The following is a 15,496-nucleotide window of genomic DNA, read 5'->3' on the forward strand; positions in this document are numbered from 1 at the left end:
TTCAGGCCTTCGCTGCCTTGGGGGGCAGGGCGCCCACCAGGGCCTCGGCCTGGCGGGTGGCGGCCGACAGCCTGGCCGACCAGTCTGCGCCCAGGGCGGCGATCTCGGCCTCACCGGCGTCCGGCGGCACGTGCAGCGGGCCCGCCCACACCACCACGCCTCGCCCGAAGGGGGCCGGAAGATTGACCTGGTCCCAGGTGTCCAGCCGCAGGGCGGGGTGGGCGGCCATGCCCATCAGGAAGACCGGAGCGGCCGTGCGCTTGGCGATCTGCAGGGCGCCCGAGGCGATCACCTCATGGGGTCCGCGGGGGCCGTCGGGGGTGATGATCAGGGCGCCGCCGCCGCCGACAAAGTTCAGGGCCTCGCGGAAGCCGGCCACGGCGGCCCTGGCCTTGGAGGCGTCGCCCTTTTTGGCCGAGGACATGCGGATGGCCGGAAAGCCCGCCCGCTCCAGGGCCTGGGCGACGAATTCGCCGTCCGCCGAGGGCGAGATCAGGGCCTTGGTCCCCGCCTTGCGCCACCACTGCGGCGCTACCGACAGGCACAGGGGAATGCGGCCGTGCCAGAACAGGGCGACGGCCCCCGATGGCCCCGACAGCACTGGCTCGACGCAATCGACGTTCACATGCCGCCAGCGCACCGTGCGCAGGACCAGCTTCAGATAGGCCGCCAGCAGCCAGCCCAGAAAGCTCTGGACGCCCGGTCGGCGCAGCAGCCCCTTCACGCGGCGCTCTCCGTCTCCAGGTCCTGGCTCTTGGCCAGGCGGGCATAGAGGCCCTCGGCCCGAACCAGGCTGGCATGGTCGCCGGTCTCCACCACCTGGCCCTTGTCGATCACATAGATGCGGTCGGCGCCGCGCACGGTCGACAGGCGATGGGCGATCAGCATGGTGGTCCGACCGGCCATCAGGCGGGTCAGGGCGGCCTGCACCTGGGCCTCGCTCTCGGTGTCCAGCGCGCTGGTGGCCTCATCCAGCAGCAGGATCGGGGCGTCCTTTAGGAAGGCCCGGGCGATGGCGATCCGCTGGCGCTGGCCGCCGGACAGCCGCGCCCCGGCCTCGCCCACCAGTGTGGCGTAGCCCTCGGGCAGGCTTTCGATGAAGTCATGGGCCGCGGCCGCCCGGGCGGCGGCCTCGATCTCGGCCTGACTGGCGTCGGGGCGCGCATAGGCGATGTTGGCCCGGATCGTGTCGTCGAACAGGAAGGGCTCCTGGGTCACCAGGGCGATCTGGTCGCGCAAGGACGCCAGGGCGAGATTGCGCACATCGGTTCCGTCCACGCTCACCTGGCCGCCCGTCACGTCATAGAAGCGCGGGATCAGGTTCAGGATGGTGCTCTTACCCCCGCCCGACGGTCCGACGAGCGCGACGGTCTCGCCGCGGCTGGCGGTGAGGCTCACCCCGGTCAGGGCCGGGGCGCCCTCCCCATAGGCGAAGCTGACATTCTCGAACGCGATGGCGCCGTCGCTGCGGGTCAGGGGCCGGGGGCTGACCGGCTCGCGGATCAGCGGCTCTACATCCAGGGCGGCGAACAGCCGGCGCGCGCCCGCCAGACCCTCGGCGAAGACGGTCTGCAGATTGGCCAGCTGCCGCAGGGACTGGGACGCCATGCCGAGCGCGCCGATGAAGGCCACGAATGCCCCCACATTCATCGCACCGCTGGCGGCCCGCCAGCCGGCATAGGCCATGACCGCGGCCACGATCAGGGTCATCAGGGTCTCGGTGGCCGGCGCCGCGGCGGCGCGGGCGTTGGCGCCCTTGACCAGATGGGCCTGGCGCCTGGCCACCACCTCGGCGACGCGCGCCTCTTCGAAGGCCTCGCGGTTCTCGATCTTCACCACCCGAACCCCGTCCAGGCTCTCCATGATGGCGGTCGAGAGCGCCGAGGTCTCGGCCATGGCGCCCCGGGCGGCCTTGGTGGTCTTCTTGGAGAACCGCCGCATGATGCCCGTCGCCAGGGGCGCGGCCAGCAGGATGGCCAGCGTCAGGATCGGGTCATTGGACAGCATGACCAGCACCGCGCCGATCACGGTCAGGAAGTGCTGGGTGTAGTTGACCAGCCCCGAAGTCGCCGCCTCGCGGATCAGGCCGGCGTCATAGAGCACCGAGGAGACATAGGCGCCCGAATGCTGCCCCCGCAGCCGGGCGAGGTCGGCCCGCACCAGCTTGCCAAACAGCTGCACCTGCACATCGCCCACCACCCCATTGCCGATCCGGTTGACCAGGGAGGCCTGGGTCACCTGGGCGACCCCGCGCAGGATGGCGTAGCCGGCGATGGCCAGCGGAATGGCCCAGATGGCGCCGGGCTTCTGCTCCACCAGCAGGTCGTTGATCGCCGGCTCCAGGATCTGCACCAGCTTGGCGCTGGAAAAGGCGACGATGACGGCGGCCACCAGCGCCAGGGCGAAGCCCTTCCAGCGCGGCTTCAGATAGACCTGCGCGATGCGGCCGATCAGGACGCGGGCGGGCGTCTGGACCGGCTCCGGTGTGGCCGTGGAACTCATGGTCCTGGCGTCGTCCGTCACGGCCCGCAAGTCAAGTAAGCCCCGGGGCCAGACGCGGCCTCAAGGCTTCCGTTCAGGCCCCCGACCGCCTAGTTATGCGGCAAATCCCGGAGCGCCCCTTGGCCCAATTCGACCTCAGCACCCCCGAAGGCCGCAAGCGCGCCCGGCGGGACTATATGTGGAACGACCACGCCTTCCTGCGCCTGCGCTTCCAGAACGCCCACTGGATCAGCGACGAACTGGTGCGCACCAACCAGCCCTCGCCCGAGCAGCTGGCCGGCTGGAAAGCTCGCGGTATCAAGACCATCATCAACCTGCGCGGCGGTTTCGACGGCAGCTTCTATGTGCTGGAGAAGGAGGCCTGCGCGCAGCTGGGCCTGACCCTGGTGGACTTCACCATCACCTCGCGCGAGGTGCCTAGCCGCGCCCGCGTCCTGGGCGCCCGCGACCTCTTCCAGTCCATCGAGTACCCCGCCCTGATGCACTGCAAGTCCGGGGCGGACCGGGCCGGCATCATGAGCGTCTTCTACATGCACTTCCGCAAGGGCAAGCCGATCGCCGAGGCCCTCGACCAGCTGCACCTGCGCTACCTGCACATGAAGGCCGGCAAGACCGGCGTGCTCGACTATGTGTTCGAACGCTACCTGGCCGAGGGCGAGCCCGCCGGCCTGTCCTTCGTCGAATGGGTGGAAAGCCCCGCCTACCAGCCCGACGCCATGAAGGCCGACTTCCGCAGCCAATGGTGGGGCAACTTCTTCACCGAGCGCCTGCTGAAGCGGGAGTAGGGAGCGGGGGCCGCCTCCTACCGCACCGTTTCCTTCTCCTTCGGCGCCGATACCTTCTGGGGCTTGGCCTGGGCCTTAGGCTTCGGCAGCAGGCGGAACCTCGACTGGCACCAGGCGAAGTCGATGCCGACATCGATCAGGGCGTCTGAGCGGCCGCAGGGGCAGACGAAATCCATCACCGCCCGGACCCGATAGGTCTCGCCGGCCTGCAGGGGCACGGGGCGTCCCGTGGCGTGATTGGGGGCCGCATTGACGCACAGAACCAGATCGCCAGGGCCGACCGCGTCGCTCATCGCATCCATCCATTTCGTCGGCGGCAGTCTAAACCTATCGCCGCCCGCGACAAAGGCCGTCTCGGCCCAGCCTTCAAGGGCCAAAGCCGTCTTCGTGTCCTTCGCGCCCCTTCGTGCCCTTCGTGTCCCCCTCTTCCCCCAGCCTCCGCCCCCCCACCGCCGGTGACGGTCCTGTGTCCGATGGGCGACAATTGGCGCCGTGACGCTCCCTGATCCCCGTGCCAGGATGCCTGGGTCGGCCGTCGCGGCCAGTGGGGCGCGGGCCGGCCAGGGTGTCGGCGGCTTCGTCGATGATCCTGCCCAAAACATAAGAAGCCCGGCGACATGATCGGGCGCGGGAAGGAAACGAAGATGCGCGTCGCACATGAGGCGACGGGGGAGGGGACGACTCTGGTCGGTCCGTCCTTCCCGTCGCGCCACCGCGCCGGTCCCCTGAGCGGGGCGGCCTATCTGGACGCCTTCGTCCCCCTGCTGGTCGATCTCTACGGCGAGGGCTGGTGCGCCGGGGGCAATCTCTCGGTCCTGTTCAAGGCCGCCGCCCAGGACGGCGAGATGCTGAGCGCCCAGGCCACGCCCGGGCGGGAGCGGGCGAGGCTAGAGATGCGCAGCGCGGCCATGGCCCTGATCTGCCAGGGCACCGGCGCCGACCATGCCGATGCGGGCTCGGAGCTCTCCCGCCGGCTGCTGACCCAGGAGGCCGCGCCCCGCAGCGCCATCCGCATCCTGGCGGGGGTGAGCATCGGCGCCGAGATCCACGATCTGGCCCTCAGCCTGCCGGGCGCCGCCGCCGGCGCGGCCCTGTCGCCCTCTGAGGTGGTCGAGCTGGCGGCCGCCGCCCTCTCGCCCGTCGTTGGCGCCGACCTCGCCCACAAGGGCCAGCTGGGCGGGGTGGAGATCCAGTTCCTCGAGGGTCCCCTGCGCGCAGGCGCCGCCTATCTCGCCCGCACCCGCCTGCACGCCATCACCGAAAGCCCCGAGGCTGAGGCCTGCTGGTTCGACGTGCTGATCGCCGATCCTAAGGCCGGCAAGGATCAGGCCCGGGTCACCTTCTGCCTGCGCTTCATGAAGACCGCCTCGCCGCTCTGGACCTGAACCCTGGCCTTCAGCGCCGGCGCAGCTGGACGAAGTACTCCCGGTCGAACAGCCGGTAATAGAGCCAGGCCGGCAGGCGGTCATAATAGGGCTGCACGTCGGCGATGATCCTGGCCTGGGAGGCGTGCACGTCCAGCAGGGCCCGCTTGGTCAGGGCCTCACCGGCGATATTCACCGCCATCTGCGGCGCCGGCAGGCCCGTATCCTTGCCCTTGGGATAATTGTTGCGGAAGGCCTCCACCAGCCGCAGGGCCAGCCGCACCAGGGCCTTGGGCAGGGTCACCTGATAGAGCAGGCGCGGCCAGGCGCCCTCGCGGGTCGGGGTCTCGAACAGCTCGCGCACCCACACGCCGGTGCGCACATGGTCGGGATGGCCGTAGAAACCGACCTTCTCGTCAAAGCTCACCAGCACCTGCGGACGATAGCGGCCGATCAGCTCGGCGATGGCCGCCTTGGGTTTTGCAGGATCGATCCGCGACAGGCCGCCATCGGGAAAGTCCAGCACCTCGACCGCGTCGGCGCCCAGCAGGGCCCCGGCGGCCTTGGCCTCCTGGATGCGCACCTTGGCCAGTTCGGCCGGCGCATAGCCCGTGTCCTGCGCCGCCTCGCCCCGGGTCAGATAGACCAGCACCACCCGGGCCCCGGCCTTGGCCATCTGGGCGAGCGCACCGGCGCAGGTGATCTCGTCGTCCGGATGGGCCCAGATGGCCAGCACGGTGACCCCCTCGCCAACGCCCGGCAGGACATGGGTCTTGGGCACCGACTCGTCGTTCAGCTGACCCCTGGCCAGCAGGAAGCCGCCCACCAGGGCGGTGGGCAGGGCCACAGCGGTCAGCAGACCCCAGGGCAGGCCGCCCCGTCGGTCGCCTGCGCCTGTCCGTCCGGCCCTGGCTCGCACAGCCCTATCCCCCATAGCGCGCCTCCGCCGGACGGGCGCCGTCGTCCCTGGCCATCTGGGTCGCCCAGGCCAGGTCCGCCAGATAGGTATCGGCGACGGACTTGTGAACCGGCGACAGCATCAGGTGCAGGCCGGCCGGCTCAGTCACCGCACTGGTCACCCAGCCGCGCCCATAGAGGTGCTTGAGCACCGCGAACGGATTCACATCCTCCCGGGTAAAGGACAGGATGCCCAGCTGCGGATCGCCCAGCAGGCGCCAGCCTTGGGCCTGCGCCCCCTCGCCGATCGCGCGGCGGGCGTCGGTCACCTCGGCGTGCTTGGCCCGGTAACCCTCGATCCCCAGCACATTCATCACCGCCCAGGCCGCGGCGATGGCGCCGCCGGGCCGGGTGCCGGCCAAGGTGGGGGTGACCATCTTGCCCGCCGGCCAGTCGCCGACCTCGAAGATCATGTGCGCCCGCAGATCCTCGCTGCGGAAGAAGACGGTCGACGCCCCCTTGGCGCAGTAGCCGTACTTGTGGAGGTCCGCCGACATCGACCAGACGCCGGGAACCTCGAAGTCGAACGGCGGGACATCCCCGCCGTTCATGCGCACGAAGGGGGCGATATAGCCGCCGACACAGGCGTCCACATGCAGCCAGACGCCCCGCCGCTCGGCCAGCGCGCCGAGCGCCTCTATGGGGTCGATCAGGCCATAGGGAAAACAGGGCGCCGAGCCGACCATCATGATCGTCTGGCCATCGATCGCCGCCTCCATGGCCGCCGGATCGGCCAGCAGGTCCTTCAGCGGCGTGCGCCGCACCTCGATCTCCATCACCGCGCACGCCTTGTCGAAGGCCGGATGGGCCGAGCGGGGCAGGACGAGGTTCAGCTTACCCGTCAGGCCGCGCACCTTGCGGGCATGGTCCCGGGCGGCCTTCACCGCCATCAGGATCGAATCGGTGCCGCCGCTGGTCATGTTGCCGACGCACCCCGCCTCGCCGTGGAGCAGGCCAAGGCCAAAGCCCACCACCTCGGCCTCCATCTGCTTCAGGCTCGGAAAGGCGGCCGGCCCCAGGCCGTTCTCGGAGGCGAACTTGGCGTAGGCCTCCTTCTGCACCTGCTCGATCTCCGGGCCGGCGTTGAAGACATAGACCGCAGCCTTGCCCTCGCGCCACTTCACGTCGCCCTGGCCCATCTGGTCCATGCGGGCGGACACCTCGGCCCAGGGCGCGCCCCCATTCGGCAGGCCCTTCGTCGGCAAGATCGTCATGGGTTGGCCCTCCCCGGGGCTGGTCGGCCGCTTTGCGGCTCTGATCGTTTCAGCCCCTCAAGGTGGCACAACCCAGGGGGTTCGCAAGAGCAGGCAGGCTTGACCTCGCCGGCGGCGGAGGCCAAGCCCTTTGGCCTCGACGGGAGGGGGACACCATGTCGCAAGGGATCGAGGCGCTGAAGGCGCCCTCCAATCGCCGCGTGCTGGGCGCAAGCCTGGTGGGCACGGCGGTGGAATTCTACGACTTCTACATCTACGCCACGGCCGCGGCCCTGGTGTTCGGCCCGCTGTTCTTCCCGGCGGCCTCCCCCTCGGCCCAGCTGCTCTCCTCCTACGCCACCTTCGCCATCGCCTTCTTCGCAAGGCCCGTGGGCGCGGCGCTGTTTGGCCACTATGGCGACCGGATCGGCCGCAAATCCACGCTTGTCGCCTCCCTGATGCTGATGGGGGTCTCGACCTTCGCCATCGCCTTCCTGCCCACCTACGCCACCGCCGGCTGGATCGCCCCGGCCCTGCTCTGCCTCCTGCGGTTTGGCCAGGGGCTGGGCCTGGGCGGCGAGTGGGGCGGCGCGGCCCTGCTGGCGGTGGAGAATGCGCCGCCCGGCTGGAAGGCGCGCTTTGGCATGTTCCCGCAGCTTGGCGCGCCGGTGGGCTTCATCGCCGCCAACGGCCTGTTCCTCATCCTGGGCCTCCTGCTGACCCCGGAACAGTTCATCGCCTGGGGCTGGCGGATCCCCTTCCTGCTCAGCGCCGTGCTGGTGGGCGTCGGCCTCTGGGTGCGCCTGAAGCTCACCGAGACCCCGGCCTTCTCCAAGGCCCTGGAGGAAGCCCCCCCGCCCAAGACCCCCCTGTTCGAACTCCTGGCCCGTCATCCCCTGGAGACGTTGGGCGGCACCTTCGCCGTGGTGGCCTGCTTCGCCACCTACTACCTCTCGACCTCCTTCGCCCTGGGCTACGGCGTCACCACCCTCGGCTATTCGCGGGAAGCCTTCCTGGCCATCCAGCTGGGCGCCATCCTGTTCATGGCCGTCGGCATCATCATCGCCGGCTACTGGTCGGACGCCACCACGCCGCGGGGCGTGCTCATGTGGGGCTGCGGCATGGTGATCGTCGCAGGGCTCCTGCTGGCGCCCATGCTGGGCTCGGGCTCGCTCCTGCTGGTGTTCGGCTTCCTGTCGCTCAGCCTGTTCTGCATGGGCTTCGTCTATGGGCCGCTGGGCGCCTTCCTGCCGGGCCTGTTCCCGGCGCGGGTCCGCTACACCGGCGCCTCGGTCGCCTTCAACGTCGGCGGCATCCTGGGCGGCGGCCTCGCCCCCCTGGTGGCCCAGCTCCTGGCCGACCGCGGCGGCCTGGTCCCCGTCGGCTTCTATCTCGGCGCCGCCGCCCTGGTCAGCCTGGTGGCGCTGGCGCCCCTGCGCCGGACGGTGGAGGACTGACCCCTAGCGGAAGGGGCCGAGATACGTTGGACCATCGCGGTTCGGCAGGTCTGCTTTCTGGCTGTGCGCTGCGGTCCGCGTTCGGCTCCGGGCTCGGTGACGGGATTCGACCCCAGTCGGACGTTGGCAGCGTCTGTTTTCGGGGGCTGTTCATCTAGCAGGGGCCAGCTAGGCTCTGGTCATGTCAGGCTTCACAATTCTTGGAACTTCCCGCCTTGGCGCAGAGTCGGCTTGCGACGCGTGTGGAGCCGGGGCGACCGTGTCGTTCAACTGGCGCTACGCTCAGGAGCGTCGATCGGCGGAGGATGTGGAGCGAATCAACCTTTTCGCGGGGTGGAAGAACCTGCGTCGAGGCAGGTTGTATCGCTGCCTTACCTGCCAGGCTGTGTGGCATCTCGACGGTGACTCCGAGTGCATGACCCACGTCAATGATGAGCGGATCAAGCTGGTGCTGGACTGGAACGCGGCCCCAATCACACTGCCAGCTGACTTGGTCGCCATCGTCCAGCAGATCGGCCCAACGCCTCCTGATGTCTACGGCAACGGTCGCGAACGGCGCGTAACGCCTTGCGCTGTCGAAACGAACTCCGGTGAGATCTTCGAGCGGGCAATGATCTGCGTCCAAGCCGATGCACCGGTCGAAGATTACCTGCAGTTTCGGCTGGGTAGCGAGATAGCCAGAATCCACGAGAGCGCTTTCGCGCTTCCCGCTGAAGTTCGCCGCGCCAGTAGCCGCGCGCCAGAAATGCGCATGGGCTTCTATCCCACATTGATCGAGATGCCCGACGGCCGTCGGCTCGTCATGAACGGGATGACCAGCTTCATGATTATGGACGGGTACGCCGCTAAAGACGCCAAGGTCGCAAACGGCAGCTACTTCGAAGAGAACCCGCCGCCCGGCTTCATCGAGACCCCGAAGGACATCGTCTACTTCATCGTGGATGGAGAGCCCGGTTGGGTCCCGGAGGAACCAGAGATGGCATACTCTTCAGCGGTCAGGTCCGCTCCGAAGCGCCGCACCTGGTTGAGTAGACTGTTGGGGCGCTAAGGCAATGTCCGCTTCCCACCCTTCTCAGCCGCTCAGAATGTCGGCTACCGGAGCGTGAGGGAGAATGCACTATCGGCTGCTCCCGGGCAGGGTGGGGGCCAAGGCGCTCAATTCTATGCACGTGGGATGACGGGTGGCGCGTCGCCCTCACAAGCTTCTGGCTATCAGCCACGACTGACCGCAGGCGCTGAGAGGCGCGAGGGGCATTCTCGCAGTCCGCTGATTTTCCGCTCCGTGAGAGCCCCATCGTGCGGTTTGCGGCAAAGCGGCGACCTCCGACAGGTGAGTTTGCAAATTATACGGTCACTCTACCGGAAGGCGTCGACCACCTGGGCGATCCAGGCTTTGACGTTGTCCTTCTTGTCCAGCGGCGTCTTGCCGTGGCGGACGACGATCAGGTCGAGGTCGGGGACCAGGACCGTGTACTGGCCCTCATAGCCATTGGCGCTGAACGAGCCCGGGCCGGCGATGTTCAGCCACCAGTGGGCGCCATAGTCGCCTTCGCGCACCGCCGGCTGCGGGGTCGGCGTGCGGGCATAGTCGATCCAGTCGGCCGGCAGCAGCTGGCGATCCTCCCAGCGGCCGCCGCGCAGATAGAGCAGGCCAAAGCGCGCGAAGTCCCTCGCCGTCGCAAAGCAGAAGGACGAGCCGATGAAGGTCCCGGCTGCGTCGAACTTGGGGACCGGGCTCGTCATGCCCAGCGGCTCAAACAGACGCTCCCGCATGAAGGCCTCAAACCCCGCCCCGTCGACGTTAGCTGCCCGGGCCGCGCAGCGGGCGACGATGTTGGTCGTGCCGCTGGCATAGGACCAGGCGGTCCCCGGCGGATGGGCCAGCGGCCGGGTCGCCGCATAGTGGGCCACATCGGCCTTGCCGGAGCCGAACAGCATCTCAATCACATCGGAGACGTGGCCCGGCACATAGTCCTCCACGAAGGACAGGCCGCTCGACATGCGCAGCAGTTGATTGAGCGTGATTTCGGCGCGGGGATCATCCGGCGTCTCCCGCCATTCCGGAACGTCGGCCGGGGCGTGGATATCGAGCTTTCCCTCGGCGACCAGCAGGCCCACCAGGGCCTGGGTGATGCTCTTGGCCTTGGACCAGGAGGGGTAGGTGGCCTCAGGCCCGAAGCCCTCGCCATAGCGCTCCAGGACGATCCGCCCGCCCTGGACGACCAGCGCAGCGTGGGTCTCGCCCAACAGCTCGGTGTCGGGGGCGGCGAAGGCCGTCGCCATCAAGGCCTCCAGCACCGCGTCATCGGCGTGTTCGGGCTGGCCCTGCGGCCAGTCTTGGGTGGGCCAGGGGGTGTGGGCGGGTTGGGTCGGCAGGATGGGCAGGCTCATGGCCACAGGTGAGCGCGGCGCGCCTTCGATGTCAAAGGCGGCCCTAGGGTCAAGTTCCCGCGCGCCGCCCCCTGTCCCCCGGGCGCCGTTGGAGTCAGGATGGGGCCATGGAAACCCCCGACACCCGATCGCCTACCCATCCCCTGGACCTCGGCGGCGAGGCCGGCGACGACGCCCGCGAGGTCCGCCGCCAGGCCGACCTGCTGGCCCAGTTGCTGCGCGAGGCCATCGCCTATCTGGACGGCGAGGCCGCGGCCGCCGGCGTCGATGCGGCCCGGGCGGCCGAGGGCCTGCGGCCCTATGAGGAGCTGTCGGCCGACGAGGCGGAGTTTCTGGCGCGCGCCTTCGCCTGCCATGCCCTGCTGGAGAACATGGCCGAGGAGGTGACGGGGCGGCGCCGTCAGGCCGAGGGCCGTTCGGCCGGGGCCAGTCGCGCCGTGACCCTGCGCGGGGCCGTCGAGGGTCTGGCCAAGGCCGGCCGCAGCGCGCGCGAGATCACTGAAGCCCTGGCGCGGCTGCGGGTCGCGCCGGTCTTCACCGCCCACCCCACCGAGGTGCGCCGCCGGGCCCTGGTGGACCGGGAAGGGGAGATCACCCGGCTCATGGCGCTGCGCCGCCACCGGCTGCCGCCGGCCCTGGAGGCCGAGGCCCGCGAGGCCCTGTTCCGGGAGGTGGCCCTGCTCTGGCGCACCCGGCTGAACCGGCCCGAAAAGATCGCCGTGGCCGACGAGATCCGCAACGTGCTCTCGGTGGTGCGCCAGTCGGTGCTGCCGGCCGTGGCCGCCCTCTATGCCGACTGGCAGGGCCTGCTCACCGACGCCGAGACGCCCCCGGTGCTGAGCCTGGGCTCCTGGCTGGGCGGCGACCGGGACGGACATCCCGGGGTGGATGCGGCCGCCCTGCGCACCGCCCTGGAGGCCCAGGCCCGGCTGATCTGCGACTTCTATGCCGGCGAGCTGCGGGCCCTGTGGCGGGACCTGGCCATCTCGTCCGGCTTCGCCGAGGTCTCGGCCGAGATCCGCGAGCTGGGCGCGGCCATGCCCGATCCTTCCCCCCACCGGCGGGACGAACCCTATCGCTGGCGCTCGAAGCCATCTTCGACCGGCTGAGCGCGGTCTCCCAGAAGCTCACCAGCCAGCCCGTGGCCTTTGCGCTGACCCCGTCGGAGGCCGAACCGTATGTTGATCCCGAGGCCTTCATCGCCGACCTGCGCGCGGTGGCCCAGTCCATCGAGGCCCATGGGGGCGAGCGCATGGTCGGGCCGCGGCTGAAGCGGCTGATCCTGGCGGTGCAGGCCTTCGGCTTCCACCTGCTGACCATCGACCTGCGCCAGAACGCCGACGTCCATGCCCGCGTCGTGGCCGAACTCTTGGCCCGGGCCAGCGCGGTGGCCGACTATGAGGCCCTGGATGAGGCCGCCCGGGTGAAGGTGCTGCTGGCCGAACTCGCCCATGAGCGGCCCCTGCGTTCGCCCTATCTCGACTATTCGGCCGAGACCGCCAAGGAGCTGGCCATCCTGGATGCGGCGGCCCGGGCGCTGGACCTCTACGGCCCCAAGGCCCTGGGCGCCTATGTGATCTCCAAGGCCGCGGCGGTGTCGGATATCCTGGCCCTGCTGGTGCTGATGAAGCAGGCGGGCCTGGCCAGGGGCGGGGCGCGGCCCGAGACGCGGATGCGACTGAGCCCGCTGTTTGAGACCATCACCGACCTGGAGCAGGCGCCCGACATCCTGCGGGCCTGGCTCGCCCTGCCGCCGGCCCGGGCCATCATCGGCCAGGCGGGCTACCAGGAGGTGATGCTCGGCTATTCGGACTCCAACAAGGACGGCGGCTATATCGCCTCGCGGCTGCATGTGGCCCAGGCGGCCAGCGCGCTCTCGTCGGCCTGCCTGGAGAACGGGGCGGCCCTGCAGATCTTCCACGGTCGGGGCGGCTCCATCGGCCGCGGCGGCGGGCCGGCGGCGGCCTCGGTCATGGCCCAGCCCTTCGAGGTGATCCCCAGCCGCATGCGCTGGACCGAGCAGGGCGAGATGATCTCCCGCCGCTACGGCGACGAGGAATCCGCCCGCCGCCGCATGGACGAGCTGGTCGGCGCCGTGCTCGCCGCCGGCGCCCGCCAGCAGATCTCCCCCAGCGAAGCCCACGCCGACCGCCTGGCCCGTCTGAGGAAAGGCGCCTTCGCAGCCTACCGGGAGCTGGTCTATGAGAACGCGGCGTTTGAGGATTTCTTCTGGTCGGCGACGCCGATCGGGGAGATTGCGGAGCTGAACATCGGCAGCCGGCCGGCCTCGCGGACGAAAAGCCGGAAGATTGAAGACCTTAGGGCCATTCCGTGGGTGTTCAGCTGGACCCAGTCGCGGTTCATGCTGCCCGGCTGGTTCGGCTTTGCAGGGGGGGTGAAGCGGGCCGGACTCACCGGTTCAGAACTGGCCGAAATGGCCCATTTCGGGCGCATTTTCCCCGCTTTATTGGCCGATATGGAGCTGGCTTTGGCCCAGGCCGACATGGAGCTGGCGGGCGCCTATGCCGAGCTGTCTCCCGACCGCGACGCCGCCCGGGCGATCATGGACGTCATCCGGGCGGACTATGAGCAGGCCTGCGAGCTGGCGGTGTCGATCCGCAGGGGGAGCCGCCTGCTGGATGATCGCCCGGCGCTCGCCGAATGGGTGCAGGTAGCGTCTGACTCTATCGCGCCTTTGAACCGGCTGCAGCTGGAGCTGTTGGCCAGGCGGCGCCGCGGGGACGACGATCCGCGTCTAAAACGGGCGGTGGAGTTCACTGTAGCAGGCATTTCCGCCGGACTTCGCGGCACGGGCTGAGCCGGCCCTGGCCAGGGCTTGGCCAGCCCCTATGGTCCCGCCTCTTACGCATCCCAAAGTCTTGAGAGCTTCCATGAGCGCCGGCGTCTTCGACCTCTTCAAGCTGGGCGTCGGGCCTTCCAGTTCCCACACCATGGGACCGATGACCGCGGCGGCCCGGTTCCTCAGCGCCCTGGCCGAGCAGGGTGTGCTGGCGGGCGTAGCGCGGGTGGAGACCACGCTCTATGCCTCCCTGGCCATGACCGGCCGGGGCCACGCCACCGACCGGGCGGTGATCTTAGGGTTGGCGGGGTTCGAGCCGGCCACCATCGACCCGGACGACGCCGAGGCGCAGCTGGCCCATATCGCCGAGTCCGGCCGTCTGACGCTGGGCGCCGGGGGGCCGGAGATCGCCTATTCGGCGGCCGACGACATTGTCTGGGAGGGGCGCACCCGCCTGCCGCAGCATCCCAACGCCCTGCGGTTCCGGGCCCTGGACGGGGGCGGGCAGGTGCTGGCGCAAGCGCTCTACTTCTCCATCGGCGGCGGTTTCGTGGTGGACGAGGCGCAGTTCGACGCGCCGCCTGCCCCGTCAGGCCCGGCCATCCCGTTCGACTTCGCCAGCGCCGATGAGCTGCTGGTCATGGCTGAGCGCGAAGGGGTGAGCATCGCGCAGCTGATGTGGCGCAACGAGATCGCCCGGCGCACGCCAGATGAGGTGAACGCCGGCCTCGACGCCATCTTCGAGGCCATGGAGGCCTGTATCGAGCGGGGCCTGCGCCAGGACGGCTGCCTGCCGGGCGGCCTGAAGGTCCGGCGCCGGGCCCGCCAGCACTTCAACGAGCTGACCAGACGCATGGAGCGCAATATCAGCGACCCGCTGGCGGCGCTGGACTGGGTGAACCTCTGGGCGCTCTCGGTGAACGAGGAGAACGCCTCGGGCGGCAAGGTGGTCACCGCGCCGACCAATGGGGCGGCAGGGCTCCTGCCCGCGGTGCTGCGCTTCTATGACCGGTTCCACCGGGGCGGGGCCGAGGGGCGGCGGACCTTCCTGCTGACGGCGGCGGCCATCGGGGCGCTCTACAAGCGCAACGCCTCGATCTCCGGCGCCGAGGTGGGCTGTCAGGGGGAGGTGGGCGTGGCCTGCTCCATGGCGGCAGCCGGGCTGACCGCGGCGCTGGGCGGGACCAACGCCCAGATCGAGAATGCCGCCGAGATCGCCATGGAGCACAATCTGGGGCTCACCTGCGATCCCATCGGGGGACTGGTTCAGGTGCCCTGCATCGAGCGCAACGCCATGGGGGCGGTGAAGGCCATCGACGCCTCGCGCCTGGCCCTGCTGGGGGATGGCCAGCACTCGGTCAGCCTGGACAAGGTCATCGCCACCATGAAGCGGACCGGCGAGGACATGAACGAGATCTACAAGGAGACCTCGCTGGGCGGGCTGGCCGTCAATGTGGTGGAGTGCTGAAGCGAGCCTTGGAGTTGGCGCGCGTTTTGATCCGATAACCGGTTCCCACTTATCGGAACGCGCTCGCCTAGGCCGCCGCCAGCTCCGGCGCAGGCAGGATGCCGCTCATGTCGATCAGGGTGATGATGCCCTCATCGGTGGTGATCATGCCGCGCGCCAGACCTTTGGAGGAGGCCGCGCCGATGACGGGCGCCGGCTGGATCTCGCCCTCGCCCACATTGATGATGTCGGAGACGGCGTCCACCAGCAGGCCCACCGTGCGGCCCACCAGATCGACGACGATGACCACCGAGGAAGAGCGGGCCTCGCTGGCCGGCAGGCCAAGCCGGGCGGCCAGGTTCAGCACCGGCAGCACCGCGCCGCGCAGATTGATGACGCCCAGCACATAGTCGGGCGCATTGGGCAGGGGGGTCGAGGTGGTCCAGCCGCGGATTTCCCGGACCAGTTGGATGTCGATGGCGAACCGCTGCTCGCCGATGACGACAGTGATCAGTTCGCCGCTGGTCGCGAGGGGCTGTCCGGTCATGCTCAGAACGCCTCCCAGCGTTCGTCTTTGGCCCTCAAGGGGCCGGCTTGAGA

14 protein-coding genes are annotated in these 15,496 nt (G+C 69.6%); 7 read left to right on the top strand and 7 right to left on the bottom strand.

Annotated elements, in window-relative coordinates; translation table 11 throughout:
• Position 1 precedes the first annotated feature (1 nt).
• Both Q8N19_RS06430 and Q8N19_RS06435 read right to left on the bottom strand, forming a co-directional pair.
• On the bottom strand, positions 2 to 724 hold the full coding sequence (locus Q8N19_RS06430; protein WP_305588759.1) for a lysophospholipid acyltransferase family protein: 723 nt from the start codon (positions 722 to 724) through the stop codon (positions 2 to 4).
• Complete coding sequence (locus Q8N19_RS06435; RefSeq protein ID WP_305588760.1) at positions 721 to 2,502, bottom strand: ABC transporter ATP-binding protein; 1,782 nt, start codon at positions 2,500 to 2,502, stop codon at positions 721 to 723. Before Q8N19_RS06435 ends, Q8N19_RS06430 begins: the two co-directional genes overlap by 4 nt.
• Positions 2,503 to 2,621: 119 nt before the next feature.
• Between Q8N19_RS06435 and Q8N19_RS06440 the strand changes: the two genes are divergently transcribed.
• Entirely contained in the window at positions 2,622 to 3,287 is a 666-nt protein-coding gene (locus Q8N19_RS06440) for a protein tyrosine phosphatase (RefSeq protein ID WP_305588761.1), read from the top strand.
• Between the two features lie 17 nt (positions 3,288 to 3,304).
• On the opposite strand, the gene Q8N19_RS06445 is transcribed toward Q8N19_RS06440, so the two are convergent.
• Complete coding sequence (locus Q8N19_RS06445) at positions 3,305 to 3,580, bottom strand: hypothetical protein (protein ID WP_305588762.1); 276 nt, start codon at positions 3,578 to 3,580, stop codon at positions 3,305 to 3,307.
• Positions 3,581 to 3,931: 351 nt separating this feature from the next.
• Here Q8N19_RS06445 and Q8N19_RS06450 point away from each other — a divergent pair, with 351 nt between their 5' ends.
• The gene (locus Q8N19_RS06450) at positions 3,932 to 4,672 is read left to right on the top strand and encodes a hypothetical protein (RefSeq protein WP_305588763.1); all 741 of its coding nucleotides are present in this window, start codon (positions 3,932 to 3,934) and stop codon (positions 4,670 to 4,672) included.
• 10 nt (positions 4,673 to 4,682) lie between these two features.
• Here Q8N19_RS06450 and Q8N19_RS06455 read toward each other — a convergent pair whose 3' ends face one another.
• Both Q8N19_RS06455 and Q8N19_RS06460 read right to left on the bottom strand, forming a co-directional pair.
• Positions 4,683 to 5,585 carry a PIG-L deacetylase family protein gene (locus tag Q8N19_RS06455; protein ID WP_305588764.1) on the bottom strand — a complete coding sequence of 301 codons (903 nt, stop codon included), beginning with the start codon at positions 5,583 to 5,585 and terminating at the stop codon, positions 4,683 to 4,685.
• Complete coding sequence (locus tag Q8N19_RS06460) at positions 5,575 to 6,822, bottom strand: pyridoxal-dependent decarboxylase (protein ID WP_305588765.1); 1,248 nt, start codon at positions 6,820 to 6,822, stop codon at positions 5,575 to 5,577. The genes Q8N19_RS06455 and Q8N19_RS06460 overlap by 11 nt, the downstream gene beginning before the upstream one ends.
• A gap of 155 nt (positions 6,823 to 6,977) precedes the next feature.
• On the opposite strand from Q8N19_RS06460, the gene Q8N19_RS06465 reads away from it, so the two are divergent.
• Positions 6,978 to 8,258 (top strand): MFS transporter, encoded by a 1,281-nt coding sequence (locus tag Q8N19_RS06465; protein ID WP_305588766.1) that lies wholly within the window; start codon positions 6,978 to 6,980, stop codon positions 8,256 to 8,258.
• 259 nt (positions 8,259 to 8,517) lie between these two features.
• Positions 8,518 to 9,306 (top strand): hypothetical protein, encoded by a 789-nt coding sequence (locus tag Q8N19_RS06470; protein WP_305588767.1) that lies wholly within the window; start codon positions 8,518 to 8,520, stop codon positions 9,304 to 9,306.
• A gap of 308 nt (positions 9,307 to 9,614) precedes the next feature.
• Here Q8N19_RS06470 and Q8N19_RS06475 read toward each other — a convergent pair whose 3' ends face one another.
• Entirely contained in the window at positions 9,615 to 10,649 is a 1,035-nt protein-coding gene (locus tag Q8N19_RS06475; protein ID WP_305588768.1) for a serine hydrolase, read from the bottom strand.
• A 107-nt stretch (positions 10,650 to 10,756) separates the two neighbouring features.
• Here Q8N19_RS06475 and Q8N19_RS16940 point away from each other — a divergent pair, with 107 nt between their 5' ends.
• The 3 genes from Q8N19_RS16940 (at position 10,757) to Q8N19_RS06485 (ending at position 14,917) form a co-directional block, all read left to right on the top strand.
• Positions 10,757 to 11,758, top strand: a complete 1,002-nt coding sequence (locus tag Q8N19_RS16940; protein WP_371133803.1) for a phosphoenolpyruvate carboxylase — start codon at positions 10,757 to 10,759, stop codon at positions 11,756 to 11,758.
• 32 nt (positions 11,759 to 11,790) lie between these two features.
• A complete protein-coding gene (locus Q8N19_RS16945; RefSeq protein WP_371133804.1) occupies positions 11,791 to 13,467 on the top strand; it encodes a phosphoenolpyruvate carboxylase in 1,677 nt (558 codons plus the stop codon).
• Positions 13,468 to 13,540: 73 nt separating this feature from the next.
• Entirely contained in the window at positions 13,541 to 14,917 is a 1,377-nt protein-coding gene (locus tag Q8N19_RS06485) for an L-serine ammonia-lyase (protein WP_305588769.1), read from the top strand.
• 67 nt (positions 14,918 to 14,984) lie between these two features.
• Here the strand turns inward: Q8N19_RS06485 and Q8N19_RS06490 are convergent, their stop codons facing one another.
• Positions 14,985 to 15,443, bottom strand: coding sequence for a chemotaxis protein CheW (locus Q8N19_RS06490; protein WP_305588770.1), 459 nt, complete (start codon positions 15,441 to 15,443; stop codon positions 14,985 to 14,987).
• Between the last annotated feature and the right edge of the window lie 53 nt (positions 15,444 to 15,496).

The sequence above is a fragment of the Phenylobacterium sp. genome (assembly GCF_030693405.1).
Taxonomy (GTDB): Bacteria; Pseudomonadota; Alphaproteobacteria; order Caulobacterales; family Caulobacteraceae; genus Phenylobacterium.

Bases quoted from the DNA above. Each gene is read 5' to 3' on its own strand.
- Q8N19_RS06435 (WP_305588760.1), bottom strand. From the start codon at position 2,502: ATGAGTTCCACGGCCACACCGGAGCCGGTCCAGACGCCCGCCCGCGTC.
- Q8N19_RS06445 (WP_305588762.1), bottom strand. From the start codon at position 3,580: ATGAGCGACGCGGTCGGCCCTGGCGATCTGGTTCTGTGCGTCAATGCG.
- Q8N19_RS06450 (WP_305588763.1), top strand. From the start codon at position 3,932: ATGCGCGTCGCACATGAGGCGACGGGGGAGGGGACGACTCTGGTCGGT.
- Q8N19_RS06455 (WP_305588764.1), bottom strand. From the start codon at position 5,585: ATGGGGGATAGGGCTGTGCGAGCCAGGGCCGGACGGACAGGCGCAGGC.
- Q8N19_RS06460 (WP_305588765.1), bottom strand. From the start codon at position 6,822: ATGACGATCTTGCCGACGAAGGGCCTGCCGAATGGGGGCGCGCCCTGG.
- Q8N19_RS06465 (WP_305588766.1), top strand. From the start codon at position 6,978: ATGTCGCAAGGGATCGAGGCGCTGAAGGCGCCCTCCAATCGCCGCGTG.
- Q8N19_RS06475 (WP_305588768.1), bottom strand. From the start codon at position 10,649: ATGAGCCTGCCCATCCTGCCGACCCAACCCGCCCACACCCCCTGGCCC.
- Q8N19_RS16940 (WP_371133803.1), top strand. From the start codon at position 10,757: ATGGAAACCCCCGACACCCGATCGCCTACCCATCCCCTGGACCTCGGC.
- Q8N19_RS06485 (WP_305588769.1), top strand. From the start codon at position 13,541: ATGAGCGCCGGCGTCTTCGACCTCTTCAAGCTGGGCGTCGGGCCTTCC.
- Q8N19_RS06490 (WP_305588770.1), bottom strand. From the start codon at position 15,443: ATGACCGGACAGCCCCTCGCGACCAGCGGCGAACTGATCACTGTCGTC.